Consider the following 15231-nt stretch of genomic DNA (forward strand, 5'->3'; position numbering starts at 1 on the left):
AATTGCTTTTCTACGACCGTAGTCTTGGTTTGTTTCTTGATTCAGAGTCTTGCTTATACTCAAAAGAACAACGAAATTAAAATTTCAGATTTAAAGAACTTATCCTTCGAAGAACTCACCAATTTAGAGTTAAGTGCTGATATTCAGAGTGATGTAGAATGGCTGCATTCAATCCTTGATTATCATATTTGGAAAGCTAAACAAGAATCCAATGAATATGAACTACTCAGTGTTTATGACTGGAGGATTTGGAGTGAACCCTTAGATAGAGCTAAACTCTACAGTGATAGTGCTATAAGGCTAACTTACAAGCTAGAAGATCCTATTGCACGAGCAGAGTCATTAATATCATTTGGAACTTATCTCTATTTACAAGATGAAGCATCTAATGCATTTAAAACAGTCATTACTTCCTATTACTTAAGCGACTCAATAGAGTTTAGAGAAGGAGTGGTTAATAGTTTAAATATTATTTCAGGTATTCAAAGGGAATACGGTCAAGAATTTAAGGCTTTAGGGTCTCAATTGAAGAGTCTGGAAATTCTTGAATCTAATTCCAGAGAGTTTGAAAACTATAAGGAAACATTACTATATACTTTGGATGCGACGAGTAAATGCCACTTAAATGTAGGTGAAATTGAGTCTGCATTAGCCTATGCTTATAGGGGTAAAAAGTTAGCCAAAGAGCTACAGATTAAGAGTTTTCTAAACTCGTATGATGTTATAATCGGCCAAGCCTTTTATTACAATCAATCTTATAAAAATGCTATAGAAATTCTGTCAAATATAGATTCACAAAACAACGCACTTACCTTAAGCGACATATACTTCTATATCGGAAGTAGTGAACTAAAAATGAATAATAATTCTAAGGCAATAAGTTACTTTGAGAAAGTAGATTCTATTCTAATCACAAAGAACTATCCTCTAATTGATAATGTCGAAATTCTATATCAAGAACTACTAAATAATGCAATAGATAAAAATGAGAAAGACAATGAAAAACAATACTTAAGGAGGCTAATATATTACGATAGTTTAAAGAAGAGGATAGATTTGGAAGTTGAAAAAATATCCCTAATTGATTTCCAGTTAATGAAAGATCGAGAAATTCCATCTTCAAATGCTCCATTAGTAGAGATAGTAATATTGATTGCTATATGCTTAGTCCTATTTATTTTAATTAAAAGGCGAAGTTCACTTATCGAGAAACATATTGTCCCAAAAAAGAGATCTATATCAAATCAAATTCCTCAGACCATAAAGAATAGACTCCTTTTAGAGCTAAAAGACTGGGAAGCCCAAAAAGGTTTTCTTAATCAAGATATTTCTCAAGTAGAACTAGCAAATAAGCTAGGCACTAATAGTTCCTATTTATCTCGATTAATAAATGAGACTTTTAATATCTCATATTCCAAATACATCAAGGACTTAAGAATAGAGTACATGGTTAATGATTTAAACATCAATCATAAACAACTACGTAAAAAATCAATGATTCAACTTGCCGAAATGTACGGGTTCAAATCACAAGATTCTTTCGTTAGAGCCTATAAGGAACGAACTGGTCTCACACCATCAGCATTTCTTAAGAACAAAAAGTCAATTTGAGGTACTTGGTTAATTTCCCAATTAAAAGTTAAGTTCTTTATTTATTTTGGAATGTTTGTTCCAACACATTTGTTTTATATTGGAATAATCGTTCTGATATAACTCTCATGAATAAATTATCAGGAAAAGTAGCTATCGTAAGGCGTGCTACCAGCGGAATAGGACTTGCTACAGCCAAGCTCTATTTACAAGAAGGAGCGACGGTGGTTTTAACGGGTCAAAGCTCAGAAAAATTAAACGTTCTGGAGGAAGAACTGTCCGGAGACCATCTATTGGTCAAGCCGGAGGCATCCAATACAGCCGACAGCAAAGCCCTTGTAAACGCAATCGCTCCTGGACCAATCGAAACTCCAATCTACGGAAGCACAATGTCTCTCAGGAAAATATTGACCTAATGGCCGCTGTTTTTCCAAGCATGGTTTCACTAGGTCGATTTGGACAGTCGAATGAAGTGGCTCAGACCACCCTGTTTTTGGCATCCTCAGAATCCAGCTATATCACTGGAGCTGAGATTTCTGTAGACGGCAGGTTTGCGCAAGTTTAATTTGAAATCACCAAATTTACCTCTATGCCAAGAACAAAGCAGTTTTGTGAAGTAGAAACACTGGAAAAAGCAGTGGAACTCTTTTGGAATAAAGGGTTCCACACTACCTCCATGCAGGACCTCGTTTCTTATCTTGGGATCAGCCGGGCAAGCCTCTATGCCACCTACGGGGACAAGAGTGATTTATTCAAAAAAGCGCTTAGCGCCTACACCAAGTCCAATGGCGACATGCTAAAGAATATGCTAGCGGCAGAAACCAACCGAAAGGAAGGATTACGGAAGATGCTCGTTCTTATAAGCCAAGTGCCCCCTTCCTTTTCTTCCTCACCCGGTTGTTTGGTCGTAAATACAGCGGTAGAGATGTTGCCAAATGAGCCTCAATACGTTGATATTATTCGCGATAGCAAAGAGGTTATCCTTCAAATTTTACGCGAATTTTTTAGCCGGACAGCTCCTTCAGATAAGCCATTGAGCAAAGAAGAGAGCAATCGACTGGCTTATTTTACCTATGCCTTTCAAAACGGCCTTCAAGTATTAGCGAAATCCGAGAAGGATCCGTCAAGAATCACCTCCATGATCGACGATTTTGTTGATGTATTTGGCTGATTGATGCGCTTTTAGCAAAATCGACAAGGCGTTCATTTATTTTCTTTCCGCTTCCCTATTTCAAATACCTTTGCGGCGAAAATTCAAGACTATGAACTTCGCATTAAAAGAAATCCTCACGGCGTCCATGGTATTGTTTGCCGTAATCGACATTTTGGGCAGTGTTCCCATCATCATCTCTTTGCGTAACAAGGTTGGCCACATCCAATCCGAGAAAGCCTCGCTGGTAGCGGTAACCATCATGATTGCTTTTCTTTTTGTGGGCGAAAGCATCCTTAAATTGATCGGTATCGATGTGAACTCCTTCGCCGTTGCCGGTTCTTTCGTCCTCTTTTTTCTGGCCCTGGAAATGGTCTTGGGCATTACCCTGTATAAAGACGACGAGCCCGAAAGTGCCTCTATCGTCCCGATTGCCTTTCCGTTAATTGCAGGGGCCGGAACCATGACCACCCTTCTGTCTTTACGTGCAGAATTTCATGTCGAGAACATTATCGTCGCCGTACTGATCAACATGATCTTCGTTTACGGTGTACTGAAGTCTTCGAGACGAATCGAAAAGAAGCTCGGGAAAAACGGCTTGAGTATACTTCGAAAAATCTTTGGAGTGATCTTGATGGCTATCGCTGTTAAGCTATTTGCGGCCAATGCCCCCCAGCTTTTTCAGTAAAATAAGCCCGTTTAAACTGGACAGACTTGTTCAGTCAAAATAAGCGCCGTAGATCGATCTTTGCTCGATTTTCGTCTGGATTTTAACAGAATCCGTTCGAACATTTGTTGATTTATACTGAATTCTGAACCCCAAAATGAGCCTCCCTTAAACGCTAAACGGCCAATTTGATCGTCAAAATTCAAAGGGTAACCCTTTTTAGTGCCCATCTAAGCTTTAAATTTGCATATAAAAATTTCCGCATGAATAAGTGGGTTCAGTTGACTTTGGTACTTATAGCCGTAGCGCTTATCATCTATAACAGTACCGTTCTTGATTTCGAAGACATCACCTATGGGGACAGCGGTATCGCCCTCATCGGAATTTTTTGTTCCCTGATTGGAATTGTTCTTGTTCTGATCCTCCGGCTTTCTAAAAAGGTCGAGGAACGAATAGATAAGTAAATTCTTAGGATTTAGAAGGTACTTCCTGCTCTTCAGCGCTCTCTTTTAGGTTCGCCTCAGTATCGATTCGAAGAACTTCCTGAATCATGCGATCTTCTCTGGATAATACCTGCGCTCCCACGTTCGGAGAGTACAATTGTTCCGCTAAATTGGCCTTGATATAGGTCTTGATCAATTTCTCGTGCGCGTAGAAGTCCAGACGAACCTTTCTGTTCAGGACAAAATCGACAAACTGTTCAAAAACAAGGTCGTCCACCCTGTAATCGGCATAAAACTCGGATTCGGGGTAGTGCATAAAGCGGCTGCGGTCCTTCTCTAAGAAGTCAAAAACAAAGGCCGAGAAGAAGCCAGAAGCCTCCAGATTACGAATCTTCTCTTCGTCCAAGGAACCAATGGGCACGAAGACGTCCGGAATGATTCCTCCACCACCATAAACCACCTTTCCTTTTGGTGTGACAAAGCGCAGAGAGTCCGCCACTTTAATACTGTCTGGTGAAACCAGTTCTCCATTCAGATAGCGTTCCATATAATTCTGATAGTAGTCGTCGTACCCCTTGGCATAGGATCGTTGAATCGAACGTCCTGTGGGCGTGTAGTAACGCGACACCGTTAAGCGGACTGCGGATCCATCCCCGAGGTCCATTTCGCGTTGTACAAGACCCTTTCCAAAGGATCTACGTCCTACAATGGTTCCAATGTCGTTGTCTTGTAGGGCTCCCGCAATGATTTCGCTGGCAGAAGCAGAACGTTCATTGATCAAGACGTAGATGGGTTTGCCTTCAAAGGCACCTTCCTTGGTTGCAAAGGCCTTCTTGATGCGTCCTTTCTTGTTTTTGGTGAACAGAATGAGCTTTCCTTCTTCCAAAAACTCATCGGCCAAGAGTTCCGCGATACCCAGATAACCTCCTGGATTGTCGCGCAAATCAAGGACGAGCTTTTCGGCTCCTTCCTCCAGTAGCTGGTCCAGGGATTGGACAAACTCATTATAGGTCGATTCTGCAAAGCGATTGATTTTGATGTACCCCATCTCGGAAGTCAGCATATACTGAGCCTCCACACTGCGAATCGGTACCCGGTCGCGAGTCACTTTTACTTTAAAAAAGCGCTTTTCAACAGGACGGTATACCCCAAGGGTTACATCACTTCCAATCTTGCCTTTGAGCTTGGCGATGATATCGGAATTAGCCAGATCCTTGCCGTATAGTATTTCGTCATCCGCCGTCATGATCTTGTCGCCGGCCTGGATTCCTTTTTGATCACTGGGCCCGCCGATAATCGGACGTACGACAGTGATGGTGTCTTTTTCGTTTCTAAAACTCACACCAATCCCCACAAAATCCCCTTTCATGTTCTCGGCTACTTCCTGCATTTCGCTTTTCGGGATATAGACCGAATGCGGATCGAGGTTCCCCAGAATATCATTTACCGTAACGTCGACTATGCTGTCGGTATTGATTTCATCGACATATTCGTATTCGATAAAATCGATGAGGCGATTGAGTTTATCTTTCTTGGAATTGGTAGAGAAAAGTCGTTCGGGACTGTCGTAAAAGTGGAGTTTCCCGCCAATAAATATCCCCACGGCTAAGGTTAAAGCCAAGACAGCAGGCAGTAAAAAAGAAAGCTTTTTGTTCATTTTAGACCAGGGTTTCGCTCAGTGGTAGGTGTTCTGTTTTAACCCCGGCACGTTCCAAAAACAGCAGTCCGGAATTGTCTTTATAGGCTCGATTGTACACCACTCGAACGATGCCCGCCTGGTGAATCAGCTTACTGCATTCTCTGCAAGGAGAAAGGGTGATATACAGCGTCGCGCCTTGACACGACTGGGTTGAGGAGGCCACTTTTAAAATGGCATTCGCCTCGGCATGCAAAACATACCATTTGGTATATCCTTCTTCGTCTTCGCAGTAATTCTCAAATCCTGAGGGGGTTCCGTTGTAGCCATCCGAAATAATCATGCGGTCCTTGACAATGAGGGCTCCCACCTGCTTGCGTTTGCAGTGCGAAAGCTTACCCCATTCCTGGGCCATCTTTAGATAGGCAATGTCATAACGAAGTTGCTTGTTCTCGTTCATTGAGTAAAGGGCTGAAAATAAAAATACCTTCTTTCCTTGGATTCGACAAGGTCGTTTCGTGTATTTTAACGAAAAGGCAGAAAGCTGTAAATCAATACTACCTGACTCTTTTTATTGAAAGAGTTCTTTAATCAAAGGCCAAACAGCCGAAACCAAAAGTGGAAGGGTAATTACAATAACCACTCCTGATAAAACGAGGATAACTGTATTTTGTTTCAGGGGGGTGAAGCGTTGTAATAGGGTTGTGAGACCGAGCATCAGGAGGATGACAAAAACCTGTGACAACTCAATCCCGGTGGCAAAGCCCAAAAGAGGTAAGACTTTCTCCTCTTCCCCGGCCATCAGCATATTGAAGTAATTCGAAAACCCAAAACCATGAACGAGCCCGAATACTCCGGTGGCGATGGAATGAATAATACCCGCTCGCCCCAAATCATCCGTAATCACCAAGGCAATATTGCCCAAAGCGGTGGCTACAATAGTCGCTGGAATCAGCGCTTCGATCCAGGCGGGATCAGGGCGCATAACATCAAAAGCGGACAGCGCAAGGGACAAGCAGTGGGTTATGGTAAAAATGCTCGCTAACACGATGACCTGCTTCCACTGCTTAAAAACAAACGGAACAGCCAGGGCCGCCAAAAACAAAATGTGATCGTAAGCCGACGAGTCCAGTACATGATCCAGTCCCAATTCCGTGTAAAATCCGAATTTGCCCATAGGTGTATTCTTAACTCATACCGCGTTCAGCCTGAATGGTTTCGTAGGCTTTCTGCACTTCTTTGAATTTTTCTTCGGCCCCTTTCTTTATCGCTTCATCCTCGGTGATCACCTTGTCGGGATGGTACTTCTTTACCATGGTTCTGTAAGCCTTCTTGACCTCAGCATCCGTGGCAGACTTGTCAATTTCTAAAATCGTGTAGGCCTGGTCGGCAGAGCGAACAAACATCGCCTTGATACTGTCAAAATCCCTTAATCTCACCCGAAAGAAACGCGCAATCTCATCGAGTTTATTCAATTCCGGTTCACTGACCCGACCATCGGCCTGAGCAATCCCGAAAAGGAAATGCAGAATTTGAAGACGCATCTCGTAGCGGGTGCGCTGGCTCAGAAATTCGCTGATACGCTGGGTAGAGATTTCTCTTTTCTTCACCACCTCATTGAAGGTCCGAAAGATGGCATTGGCCCGCTCCTTTCCGTAAGCCGAGACAAAGTACTGCCGAACATAGTCCAATTCACGCTGGCTGGCCTGACCATCCGCTTTGATGATTATAGAACAAAGCGAAAGCAGGTGCAATTCAAAATCCTGTGGAGAAACAGAACGACCCTGAAAGTCCCGAAAAGAGCGACCTCTGGGGCCCGATCCTCTTTGACCTCCGGGGTTTTGTGCTGATTGGTATGATTCGATTAGCATCCCCACGATAAACCCGAGCAATGCACCTGGGAAGCGCATGAGGTAGTAACCGATAAGGGCAGCAAAATACTTGAGCATGAGCGCGATTGTGTCTAGTCGGGTAAAGATAGTATATCTCTTGGCAAACGGGGCCTTAAGGAGCTGTTAAGGAATTCCAGAAAACAGGACAAATCCGTTATCTTTGTGCAAATAAAATTAGTCTATGTACCCAGAAGAACTTGTAAAACCCATGCGTGAAGACCTCGTGTCTGCCGGGTTTGAAGAACTCCATACTTCCGACGCCGTTGAAGATGCCCTTAAAAAAGGGGGAACTACCTTGGTTGTCGTGAACTCTGTTTGCGGATGTGCTGCTGCCAATGCCAGACCCGCTGCTAAAATCAGTCTCCAAAACCCTAAAAAACCGGATCATTTGGTAACGGTTTTTGCCGGTATGGAAACCGAAGCGGTAGATCGTGCTCGCGCTCACATGGTCCCTTTTCCTCCTTCCTCTCCCAGCATGGGATTGTTCAAGGATGGTGAATTGGTTCACATGATTGAACGCCATCACATCGAAGGTCGTCCAGCGGAGATGATCGCCGACAACCTAATGCAGGCTTATAACGAGTTCTGCTAAACGCGTTTATCCCCGTTAACTATAACAACAAGCCACCTCATTTTCTGTGGGGTGGTTTTTCTATGAAACACTGCTTTTTACTTTTAGGAGCCTCTTCCGGAATTGGTCTTGCCCTGGCCGAAGTCCTGGTAAAAAAACAACACCAGGTTGTTCTCGTCGCACGTCGGCAAGAACCCATGGCAGCACTGCAAAGTCAGTATCCGGGCTTGGTGAATCACTACCAGCTCGACCTGACTCAACCCAGTATTTCCGAGGCTTTGGACGAGATCTATAGCCTTCATCCAGAAATAAACCGAATAGTATATTTAGCGGGATGGGGAGACCTCAATGCAAACCTTGATCTCCATATTGAACTAAAGACCCAAGAACTCAACACCCACAGTTTTACCAAAGTAGCGGTTTGGGGGACAGGTGTTCTCAGTACGGCCACAGAAGCAGTCTTTGTCAACATCAGTTCCTTAGCTGGTCTGCGCGGTGGCGGTTTTGCACCGGCCTACAATGCGAGCAAGGCATATCAAATCAACTATTGGGAAGGCTTGAGGCAAAGAGCGACCAAGCAAAAGCTGCCCCTTCGTTACTGCGATGTTCGTCCAGGGTTTGTCGATACAGATATGGCCAAAGGCGAAGGTCAGTTTTGGGTGGCCAGCCCGAAAAAGGCAGCCAAACAATTAGCCAGAAAGATCGCCAAGAAGCGCGCAAAAGACGTTCCGGAGATTTTTTATCTGACAAAACGATGGAAAATAATCGCCATAATTCTCAAGATTTTGCCAAATTGGCTCTACAAATCCCTTTAGCATGCGAAAACTCCTGGCCTATCCTCTTTCGATCCTTTTCTTGATCGCCTTCGGACTTTCGTTGCTGATATTCCACCCTATTCAGTGGATTTCTTATAACGTATTCGGCTATGAAGCGCACCGCATGAGTGTCGCTATTTTGAACTGGTTCCTCATTCGATCCACCCATATTTTGGGAACCACCTATGACTTTGGAAAGATGGATCATCTGCCTAAGGGCCGGCCCATGATTGTGATTACCAATCACCAAAGTATGTACGACATCCCGCCTTACATCTGGTTTATGCGACGCTTTCATCCCAAGTTCGTCAGCAAAAAAGAACTGGGCAAAGGCATCCCAAGTGTTTCCTTTAATCTCAAATATGGAGGCTCCGTGCTGATCGATCGCAAAGACAGTAAACAAGCCCTGGGTAAAATTGCAGAACTCGCCGCTTATATCGAAAAGCACAACCGAACCGCAGTGATCTTCCCCGAAGGAACGCGTAGCCGAGACGGAAAACCCAAAAAGTTCTACACTTCCGGTTTGCGGGTTTTACTGGAGAACGCACCCAATGCCATCTTGGTTCCGGTCAGTATTAACAACTCCTGGAAAATGGTTCGCTATGGTCAGTTTCCCTTAGGGATCGGAAACCGCATCTCTCATACCATTCACGATCCCATCGAAAACAACAAAGATCCCGAAGTTCTGCTCAAAGAAATTGAGGCCATCATCGTGGGAGGAGTTCACCATCAACCTTAGTTCATGCTGGCTTTACCCGAACACGCGCAACTCCGTCAAGAACTCGAGCCCTGGACCAATCAGTTTGGCTATACCGTTCAGTATGTTTTTAAAGTCCTTCAAGACGCAGAGGCAGGCCACGACTGGCATCACGTACAACGGGTCTACGATAACACCTTGCAAATTTTAGAGCAAGAAGCGCTCAATCAGCGTTTACCCGAAGGAACTACAGCCTTGGCCATTTGGGGGGCTCTACTCCACGATATAGCCGACGACAAATTCCATCCCGACCCCAACAGTTCAGCCCGCCAAGGCCTGGAAAATCATTTACGGGAACTCGCCTTCCCGGAGGGTATGCGTGACGAAGTCTTGTACCTCATCGAATGGGTCTCCTTTAAAAAGTCTTTTGACGCCAAAGCGGGCTCCGAAGAAGAACAACCCGAGCACAAAATCAAAGCCCTGCACATCCTGCGCGATGCCGATCGCCTGGACGCCATTGGAGCCATTGGTTTGGCCCGGGCCTTCCACTACGGTGGATTTAAAAACCGCCTTTTTTTTGATTCTACCATTCCTCCTGTTCATTATCAAAACGGCGAAGCCTACCGCAAAAGCACAGCCCCAACGATCAATCACTTTTACGAGAAACTGCTGCTCTTGAAAAAGAAGATGTACACTCCCAGCGGTCGCGAGCTTGCGGAACAACGACATTCCTTTCTTCTCGCTTTTTTAAAGCAGTACTATTCCGAAATGGGTTTCCAAAGCCCCCCACCCGGGTTTGAGCTGGAAGTCTTTGAGTGATTTCGTATCTTCAGAGTCAACCACAAACCAGTTTTAATGAAACGGCGATCATTTGTCAAGCAAATTGCGGCTTCCTCCGCAGCTTTTTCTATTGTTCCCAGCCATGTGCTCGGGAAAACCCATGTCCCACCTTCAGATACGCTCTATGTCGCCGCCTTTGGCGTTGGAGGACGCGGTGCCGGCGTCATACGAGGCATGGAAGCCACAGGCAAGGTCAAATTTGTCGCCCTGTGTGATGTAGATGATAAGCGCGCAGCCGCCACCTATAAGCGCTACCCCAACGTAAAACGCTACCGGGACTTCCGCAAAGTCTACGACGAAGCCTTGTCCGATATTGACGCGATCATGGTGGCCAGCCCAGACCACACCCACGCCAGTACCTCCCTGCCCTTTATGCGTGCTGGCAAGCATGCCTATGTCGAAAAACCTTTAACCCACAACATTTACGAAGCGCGGTTAATGACCCGTGTAGCCGAAGAACAGGGCATTGTCACCCAAATGGGGAATCAGGGAGCCTCCAGTGAAGGCAGCCGCAAAGCCAAAGAATGGGTAGAATCCGGCGTCATCGGAAAAGTTCACACCATTGATTGCTGGTCAAATCGACCGGTTTGGCCTCAAGGGGTTCCCCTACCAACTAAAAAGATGAGAATCCCCAAGACCCTCGACTGGGACCTGTGGTTAGGCCCCGCCGAAATGCGGGACTTTCACTCCTCTTACTTGCCCTTTAAATGGCGCGGGTTCTGGGATTTTGGAACGGGAGCGCTCGGTGACATGGGTTGCCACATCATCGAAACCCCCTTCAGTGTTTTGGATTTGGGATACCCCAAAGAAGCCGAAGCCAGTTGTACCACGGTTTGGGTGGACGACTTTGTCGTGGCCGATTACAGTCACTCCTGCCCTCCTTCTTCCAAAATACACCTCAAATTCGATCACCCGGACCATGGCGAAATCGCTTTGAACTGGTTTGATGGCGGGATTATGCCCAACCTGCCGGACGAACTCAAAGATGGAGAAACCATCGGCGCCTCTGGTGGTGGAACGGTGATGTATGGCGAAAAAGGAATTTTGGTCGCAGATGTCTATTCCCGCAACGCTCGTCTTCTGCCTTCCGAAACCATGGATCTTTTTAACGCCCCGGAACCGAGCATTCCTCGAATCGAAGGGAATATGGGCGGTCATATCGCCAATTTTGTACAGGGATGCCTGGAAGGAAAACCCACCTCCTCGCCTTTTTCTCGCTCTGGTCCATTGACCGAAATTGTACTGATGGGGAATTTGGCCGTTCGAGCCTTCCAATACCGCAAGTTCACCCCTTCCACAGATGCAAACGAAAACGGAAGCTACAGCTATCCGGGACGTCGCAAATTGCATTGGGACGGAGAGAATATGGAAATCACCAACTACCCCGAAGCCAATCAATGGGTAAAACGGGAATACCGAGAAGGCTGGTCACTCGAATAAGCTCAATTGGGTAGAGGGGGCCGAAGAGTCGGACGGAAAGCGTATAAATAAATCCTTTCGCAAAACCGTCTTCGGCGCATCCGGAAAAAAGCGTCTACGCGCTAAGCGTGCCATTTGTTGAATTTGCTGAGCAACCGGGCCTTGTCCGGTTTGCCGCAATCCAAATCGGCTCTCATTCAACTTGCCTCCATGACAAGCCTTGATCTGACTCAGGATACGGTCGGCTTTTTCAGGCAAAGCACTTTTGACCCATTCCTCAAAAATAGCCCCTATACCTCCGTTTAAGCGGACCAAAGAAAACCCCATTTCCAGCGCACCATGATCGGCTGCCGCTTCGGCTATACCCAAAATTTCTGAAGAATTGAGGGCGGGAATGATCGGCGCAATCATCACCCGAACGGGCACCCCCGCTTCGCTGAGTTGCTTGATGGCCTTTAAGCGCTTCTGCACACTGGCTGTTCTCGGTTCAAGCAATCTTCGGGTCGGCTCGTGCAGGGTGGTCAAAGAGATATAAACCGATACCAATTCCTTTTCGGCCAAGGGTTTCAGTAGATCCAAATCCCTTAGAAGCAAAGCGTTCTTGGTAATAATTCCGACTGGATGTTGATGCTCCAAAAAAACTTGCAAACACTTTCGACTGAGTTTAAACCGTTTTTCGGCCGGCTGATAAGCATCCGTATTTCCCGAAAGCATAATAGCAGAGGGTTCCCAGGATTTCTTCTGAAGGTGCTTACGCAAAAGTTCCGGCGCCTGCTTTTTGATCAGAATCCGCTTTTCGAAATCCAAAGAGGCATCCATTCCCCAATAATTGTGAGTATTGCGGGCATAGCAATAAACACAACCGTGTTCACAGCCTTGGTAAGGGTTTAGCGAATAAGCCATAGACAGGTCCGGGCTCTTCACGCGATTGACCAAGGTTTTGGGAAAGACCGGAACAAAGACCGTATTGGACGATTCTGCCTGCTCTTCATTAAGGCGGCAGTATTCTAAAAAGTCGTCCCGCTGGGTATGGCTTAAGCGTTCAAAGGGGTTGTCATGGTGGGCCTGGGCTCCACGACCTTTTTGATGTGGGTTCAAATCAGGATTTATTCCAATTATAAGGAATTATTCCTGAAAATCAAGCATGACAAGTTGTTTTTTACTTCCTCTTTTGGCGTAGAACAAGAGGTGGTTGTCGTCTTGCAAGTCGAGGGGTTTAGAAACCATCAAAGGCAGGCGAGCTTCTGAGGCATCAATCACCTTCTCGTATTTCAGTTTTCCTTCCTCGTCCAAGCAGATCACAAACAGATTCCGATTGCGACTGAGGCCTTGTTTAAAAATCAAACGCTCGTTCGCGATGAGCTCGGGATGCTCTGTGGCGGAGCTAATAAAGAAATAGGTCTTTCCATCTTTTTGGTAACTCCCATAAGAAGCATAAGCCCCATCGTTTTGGGTCACTTCCGCCTTGTTGATATTTCGGGCCCAAAGAAGCTCTCCATTTGGACTGAGTTTCGCCGAAATGATATCGTTGTGGTGAAAGCGATCTACCTGTACGCGTTGACCCGCTCCGGTGTCGTGCAAACTCTGAGTGACAAAGTATTCCTCGGCGTTAAAAAGAAGGTTTCCGTTGCGATCCGTATAAGCCCCCTTGAAAACAAGGTTCTTGATCGACTGATCGTCTTCTCTACCAAACTTATCGGCCATAAACTGGTCCGTAAAGGGGTTGTAGCGCTGAGCCGTAACCGAGAAGGATTGGGGCTGAATCTCGAAAAAAGACAGACCATTGAAGCGTTTATCCGGACGATCTGCATAGAATCCCAAACAGACTATTCTGTCGGCGAGCACCATCGGATAAAGGCCTTCCGAATGCTTGTTTCCTTGATCAAAAACAAGAGAATCAATACGGGAATCGGCAAATCGAAGCATCTCATACTGGAACTTTCGCTCCTTGGCTTCAAATCGTTTCTTTTTGAAATGGGCCTTTCCTACCAGGTAGACTTCGCCGGGGTTTTTACCCAGTGCCATCTGCTCAAAAGCATAGTTTTTCTTCTCGGTGAGCTCGCTGAAGTCGCGCTCCCACACCTTGGTCAGGTCCGCTCGGTAATAATGCAAGCGTTGTTGCTCAATTTTGCCCTTTTTTTGCTGCACATGAATAACGAAACCCTGGTGATTGGTGTCAAAGAAGACCGCCGTCGAGAGTCCCCTTTTAAATCGCCTGTGGTAATGGTCCGAATCCAAGGGATTTTGCACTTGTTGTGAACGGATATGCAAAAGAGGCACCTCCTTGAAGCGGCAGGGGTCGATTGAACTGCGGTGCATGCTGTAGGTGTACCGCTCACGTTCGTAATCATATTTTAAGAAGAGTAGGTGCAATTGGCCATTGTGTACATAACCATCCACAAAATCAACGCCTTTTAGTTTGTAGTTGAATTCGGAAACCAGCTCCATCTCGCTGTTGTACTGCTCGATATAATAGCCTCGAGGACGAAGAATAAGACCCTGAAAATATTCGCGAACACCGATATAACCTCCGTTACCGTCCTTGCTAAGGGTCAGTAAACGTGAGTATCTATACCGGTCGTTATATTTTTCACCAAAGTCGTACTTTATGGGCATTTCCTGGGCTTTCAAGCCCGAAAAACAAAGACAGCATAAAAAGAAAAGGGGGTAAAATTTGCGCATAGACCAGGGGTTTGGTTCGTCTTTTACCCCTGCCTGCTCAGAGCTTAACTTCCCGGGAAATTGGCTTTTCTCTTTTGTAAAAAAGGCCTGGGTCCCTTCCTTGAAGTCGTCCGTTCCAAAACACGTGGCAAAGGCATCAATCTCAACGTCATAGCCGTTGACATCGTGTTTAAAACCGGCATTGACGGCATTTATTGCGTGTTTAATGGCTACAGAAGAGTTTTGTGTGACCTTTTCGGCCAACTGCATCGCCAAGTCCAATAATTCGTCCGCCGGCACCACATGATTAACCAAACCATAGGCCAAAGCCTTCTCGGCATTGATCATCGAAGCGGTTAGAATAAGTTCCATTGCACGACCCTTCCCGATCAGGTTAGGCAAGCGCTGTGTTCCGCCGTACCCGGGAATTACGCCCAGAGTAACTTCAGGTAATCCCATTTTGGCGTTGCTACTGGCAATTCTAAAATGACAAGACATCGCCAATTCCAGGCCTCCGCCCAGAGCAAAACCGTTCACCGCGGCAATAACCGGCGTTCCCAATTCTTCCACAAAGCTGAAGAGCTGTTCTTGCCCCTTGGCCGCCAATTCGCCTCCCTGTTTCGCATTAAAGTCAGCAAATTCCGAGATATCGGCACCCGCCACAAAGGCCTTTTCACCACTACCCGTCAAGATGATGGCCTTGATCTCGCGATTTTCATCCAAGGCTTTAAAGGCATCGTGAAGCTCTTCTATCGTTTCCCTGTTTAAGGCATTTAGCTTATTCGGGCGGTTAATGGTCACTTGGGCGATAGCATTGTTTATTTCGACCAAGAGGGTATTGAATTCCATA

Annotated in this window: 17 protein-coding genes; 11 read left to right on the plus strand and 6 right to left on the minus strand. The window is 45.7% G+C overall.

Annotation, left to right across the window (positions count from 1 at the left end):
• Positions 1–36: 36 nt before the first annotated feature.
• The 6 genes from BST99_RS10775 (at position 37) to BST99_RS10805 (ending at position 3871) form a co-directional block, all read left to right on the plus strand.
• Complete coding sequence (locus BST99_RS10775) at positions 37–1611, plus strand: helix-turn-helix domain-containing protein (protein ID WP_219843835.1); 1575 nt, start codon at positions 37–39, stop codon at positions 1609–1611.
• A gap of 107 nt (positions 1612–1718) precedes the next feature.
• On the plus strand, positions 1719–2006 hold the full coding sequence (locus BST99_RS10780; protein ID WP_105001815.1) for an SDR family NAD(P)-dependent oxidoreductase: 288 nt from the start codon (positions 1719–1721) through the stop codon (positions 2004–2006).
• 20 nt (positions 2007–2026) lie between these two features.
• Positions 2027–2155: an SDR family oxidoreductase gene (locus tag BST99_RS15130; protein ID WP_219843836.1), complete on the plus strand. Its 129-nt coding sequence runs from the start codon at positions 2027–2029 to the stop codon at positions 2153–2155.
• A gap of 24 nt (positions 2156–2179) precedes the next feature.
• Positions 2180–2761, plus strand: coding sequence for a TetR/AcrR family transcriptional regulator (locus BST99_RS10790; RefSeq protein ID WP_105001817.1), 582 nt, complete (start codon positions 2180–2182; stop codon positions 2759–2761).
• A 91-nt stretch (positions 2762–2852) separates the two neighbouring features.
• A complete protein-coding gene (locus BST99_RS10795; protein WP_105001818.1) occupies positions 2853–3428 on the plus strand; it encodes a MarC family protein in 576 nt (191 codons plus the stop codon).
• 242 nt (positions 3429–3670) lie between these two features.
• Complete coding sequence (locus BST99_RS10805) at positions 3671–3871, plus strand: hypothetical protein (protein ID WP_105001820.1); 201 nt, start codon at positions 3671–3673, stop codon at positions 3869–3871.
• Positions 3872–3875: 4 nt separating this feature from the next.
• Here BST99_RS10805 and BST99_RS10810 read toward each other — a convergent pair whose 3' ends face one another.
• The 4 genes from BST99_RS10810 to BST99_RS10825 all read right to left on the minus strand — a co-directional run bounded on the left by BST99_RS10810 (position 3876) and on the right by BST99_RS10825 (position 7435).
• Positions 3876–5507, minus strand: a complete 1632-nt coding sequence (locus BST99_RS10810; protein WP_105001821.1) for a S41 family peptidase — start codon at positions 5505–5507, stop codon at positions 3876–3878.
• Position 5508: 1 nt separating this feature from the next.
• Positions 5509–5946, minus strand: a complete 438-nt coding sequence (locus tag BST99_RS10815; protein WP_105001822.1) for a deoxycytidylate deaminase — start codon at positions 5944–5946, stop codon at positions 5509–5511.
• Positions 5947–6057: 111 nt separating this feature from the next.
• Positions 6058–6663: a HupE/UreJ family protein gene (locus BST99_RS10820; protein WP_105001823.1), complete on the minus strand. Its 606-nt coding sequence runs from the start codon at positions 6661–6663 to the stop codon at positions 6058–6060.
• A 10-nt stretch (positions 6664–6673) separates the two neighbouring features.
• Entirely contained in the window at positions 6674–7435 is a 762-nt protein-coding gene (locus BST99_RS10825) for a TerB family tellurite resistance protein (RefSeq protein WP_105001824.1), read from the minus strand.
• 124 nt (positions 7436–7559) lie between these two features.
• Between BST99_RS10825 and BST99_RS10830 the strand changes: the two genes are divergently transcribed.
• The 5 genes from BST99_RS10830 (at position 7560) to BST99_RS10850 (ending at position 11741) form a co-directional block, all read left to right on the plus strand.
• Entirely contained in the window at positions 7560–7970 is a 411-nt protein-coding gene (locus BST99_RS10830) for a BrxA/BrxB family bacilliredoxin (RefSeq protein ID WP_105001825.1), read from the plus strand.
• 62 nt (positions 7971–8032) lie between these two features.
• Positions 8033–8764 carry an SDR family NAD(P)-dependent oxidoreductase gene (locus BST99_RS10835; RefSeq protein ID WP_105001826.1) on the plus strand — a complete coding sequence of 244 codons (732 nt, stop codon included), beginning with the start codon at positions 8033–8035 and terminating at the stop codon, positions 8762–8764.
• Position 8765: 1 nt separating this feature from the next.
• Positions 8766–9503 (plus strand): lysophospholipid acyltransferase family protein, encoded by a 738-nt coding sequence (locus BST99_RS10840; protein ID WP_105001827.1) that lies wholly within the window; start codon positions 8766–8768, stop codon positions 9501–9503.
• Between the two features lie 3 nt (positions 9504–9506).
• The gene (locus BST99_RS10845) at positions 9507–10280 is read left to right on the plus strand and encodes an HD domain-containing protein (protein ID WP_105001828.1); all 774 of its coding nucleotides are present in this window, start codon (positions 9507–9509) and stop codon (positions 10278–10280) included.
• Between the two features lie 36 nt (positions 10281–10316).
• Complete coding sequence (locus BST99_RS10850) at positions 10317–11741, plus strand: Gfo/Idh/MocA family protein (protein WP_105001829.1); 1425 nt, start codon at positions 10317–10319, stop codon at positions 11739–11741.
• Here BST99_RS10850 and BST99_RS10855 read toward each other — a convergent pair.
• Together BST99_RS10855 and BST99_RS15135 are read right to left on the minus strand one after the other, a co-directional pair.
• Positions 11730–12818: a PA0069 family radical SAM protein gene (locus BST99_RS10855; RefSeq protein WP_105001830.1), complete on the minus strand. Its 1089-nt coding sequence runs from the start codon at positions 12816–12818 to the stop codon at positions 11730–11732. The two genes, BST99_RS10850 and BST99_RS10855, sit on opposite strands and share 12 nt — an antisense overlap.
• Before the next feature lie 27 nt (positions 12819–12845).
• Entirely contained in the window at positions 12846–15230 is a 2385-nt protein-coding gene (locus BST99_RS15135; protein ID WP_394335616.1) for an enoyl-CoA hydratase/isomerase family protein, read from the minus strand.
• Between the last annotated feature and the right edge of the window lies 1 nt (position 15231).

The organism is Aureicoccus marinus (genome assembly GCF_002954325.1).
Classification (GTDB): Bacteria; Bacteroidota; Bacteroidia; order Flavobacteriales; family Flavobacteriaceae; genus Aureicoccus; species Aureicoccus marinus.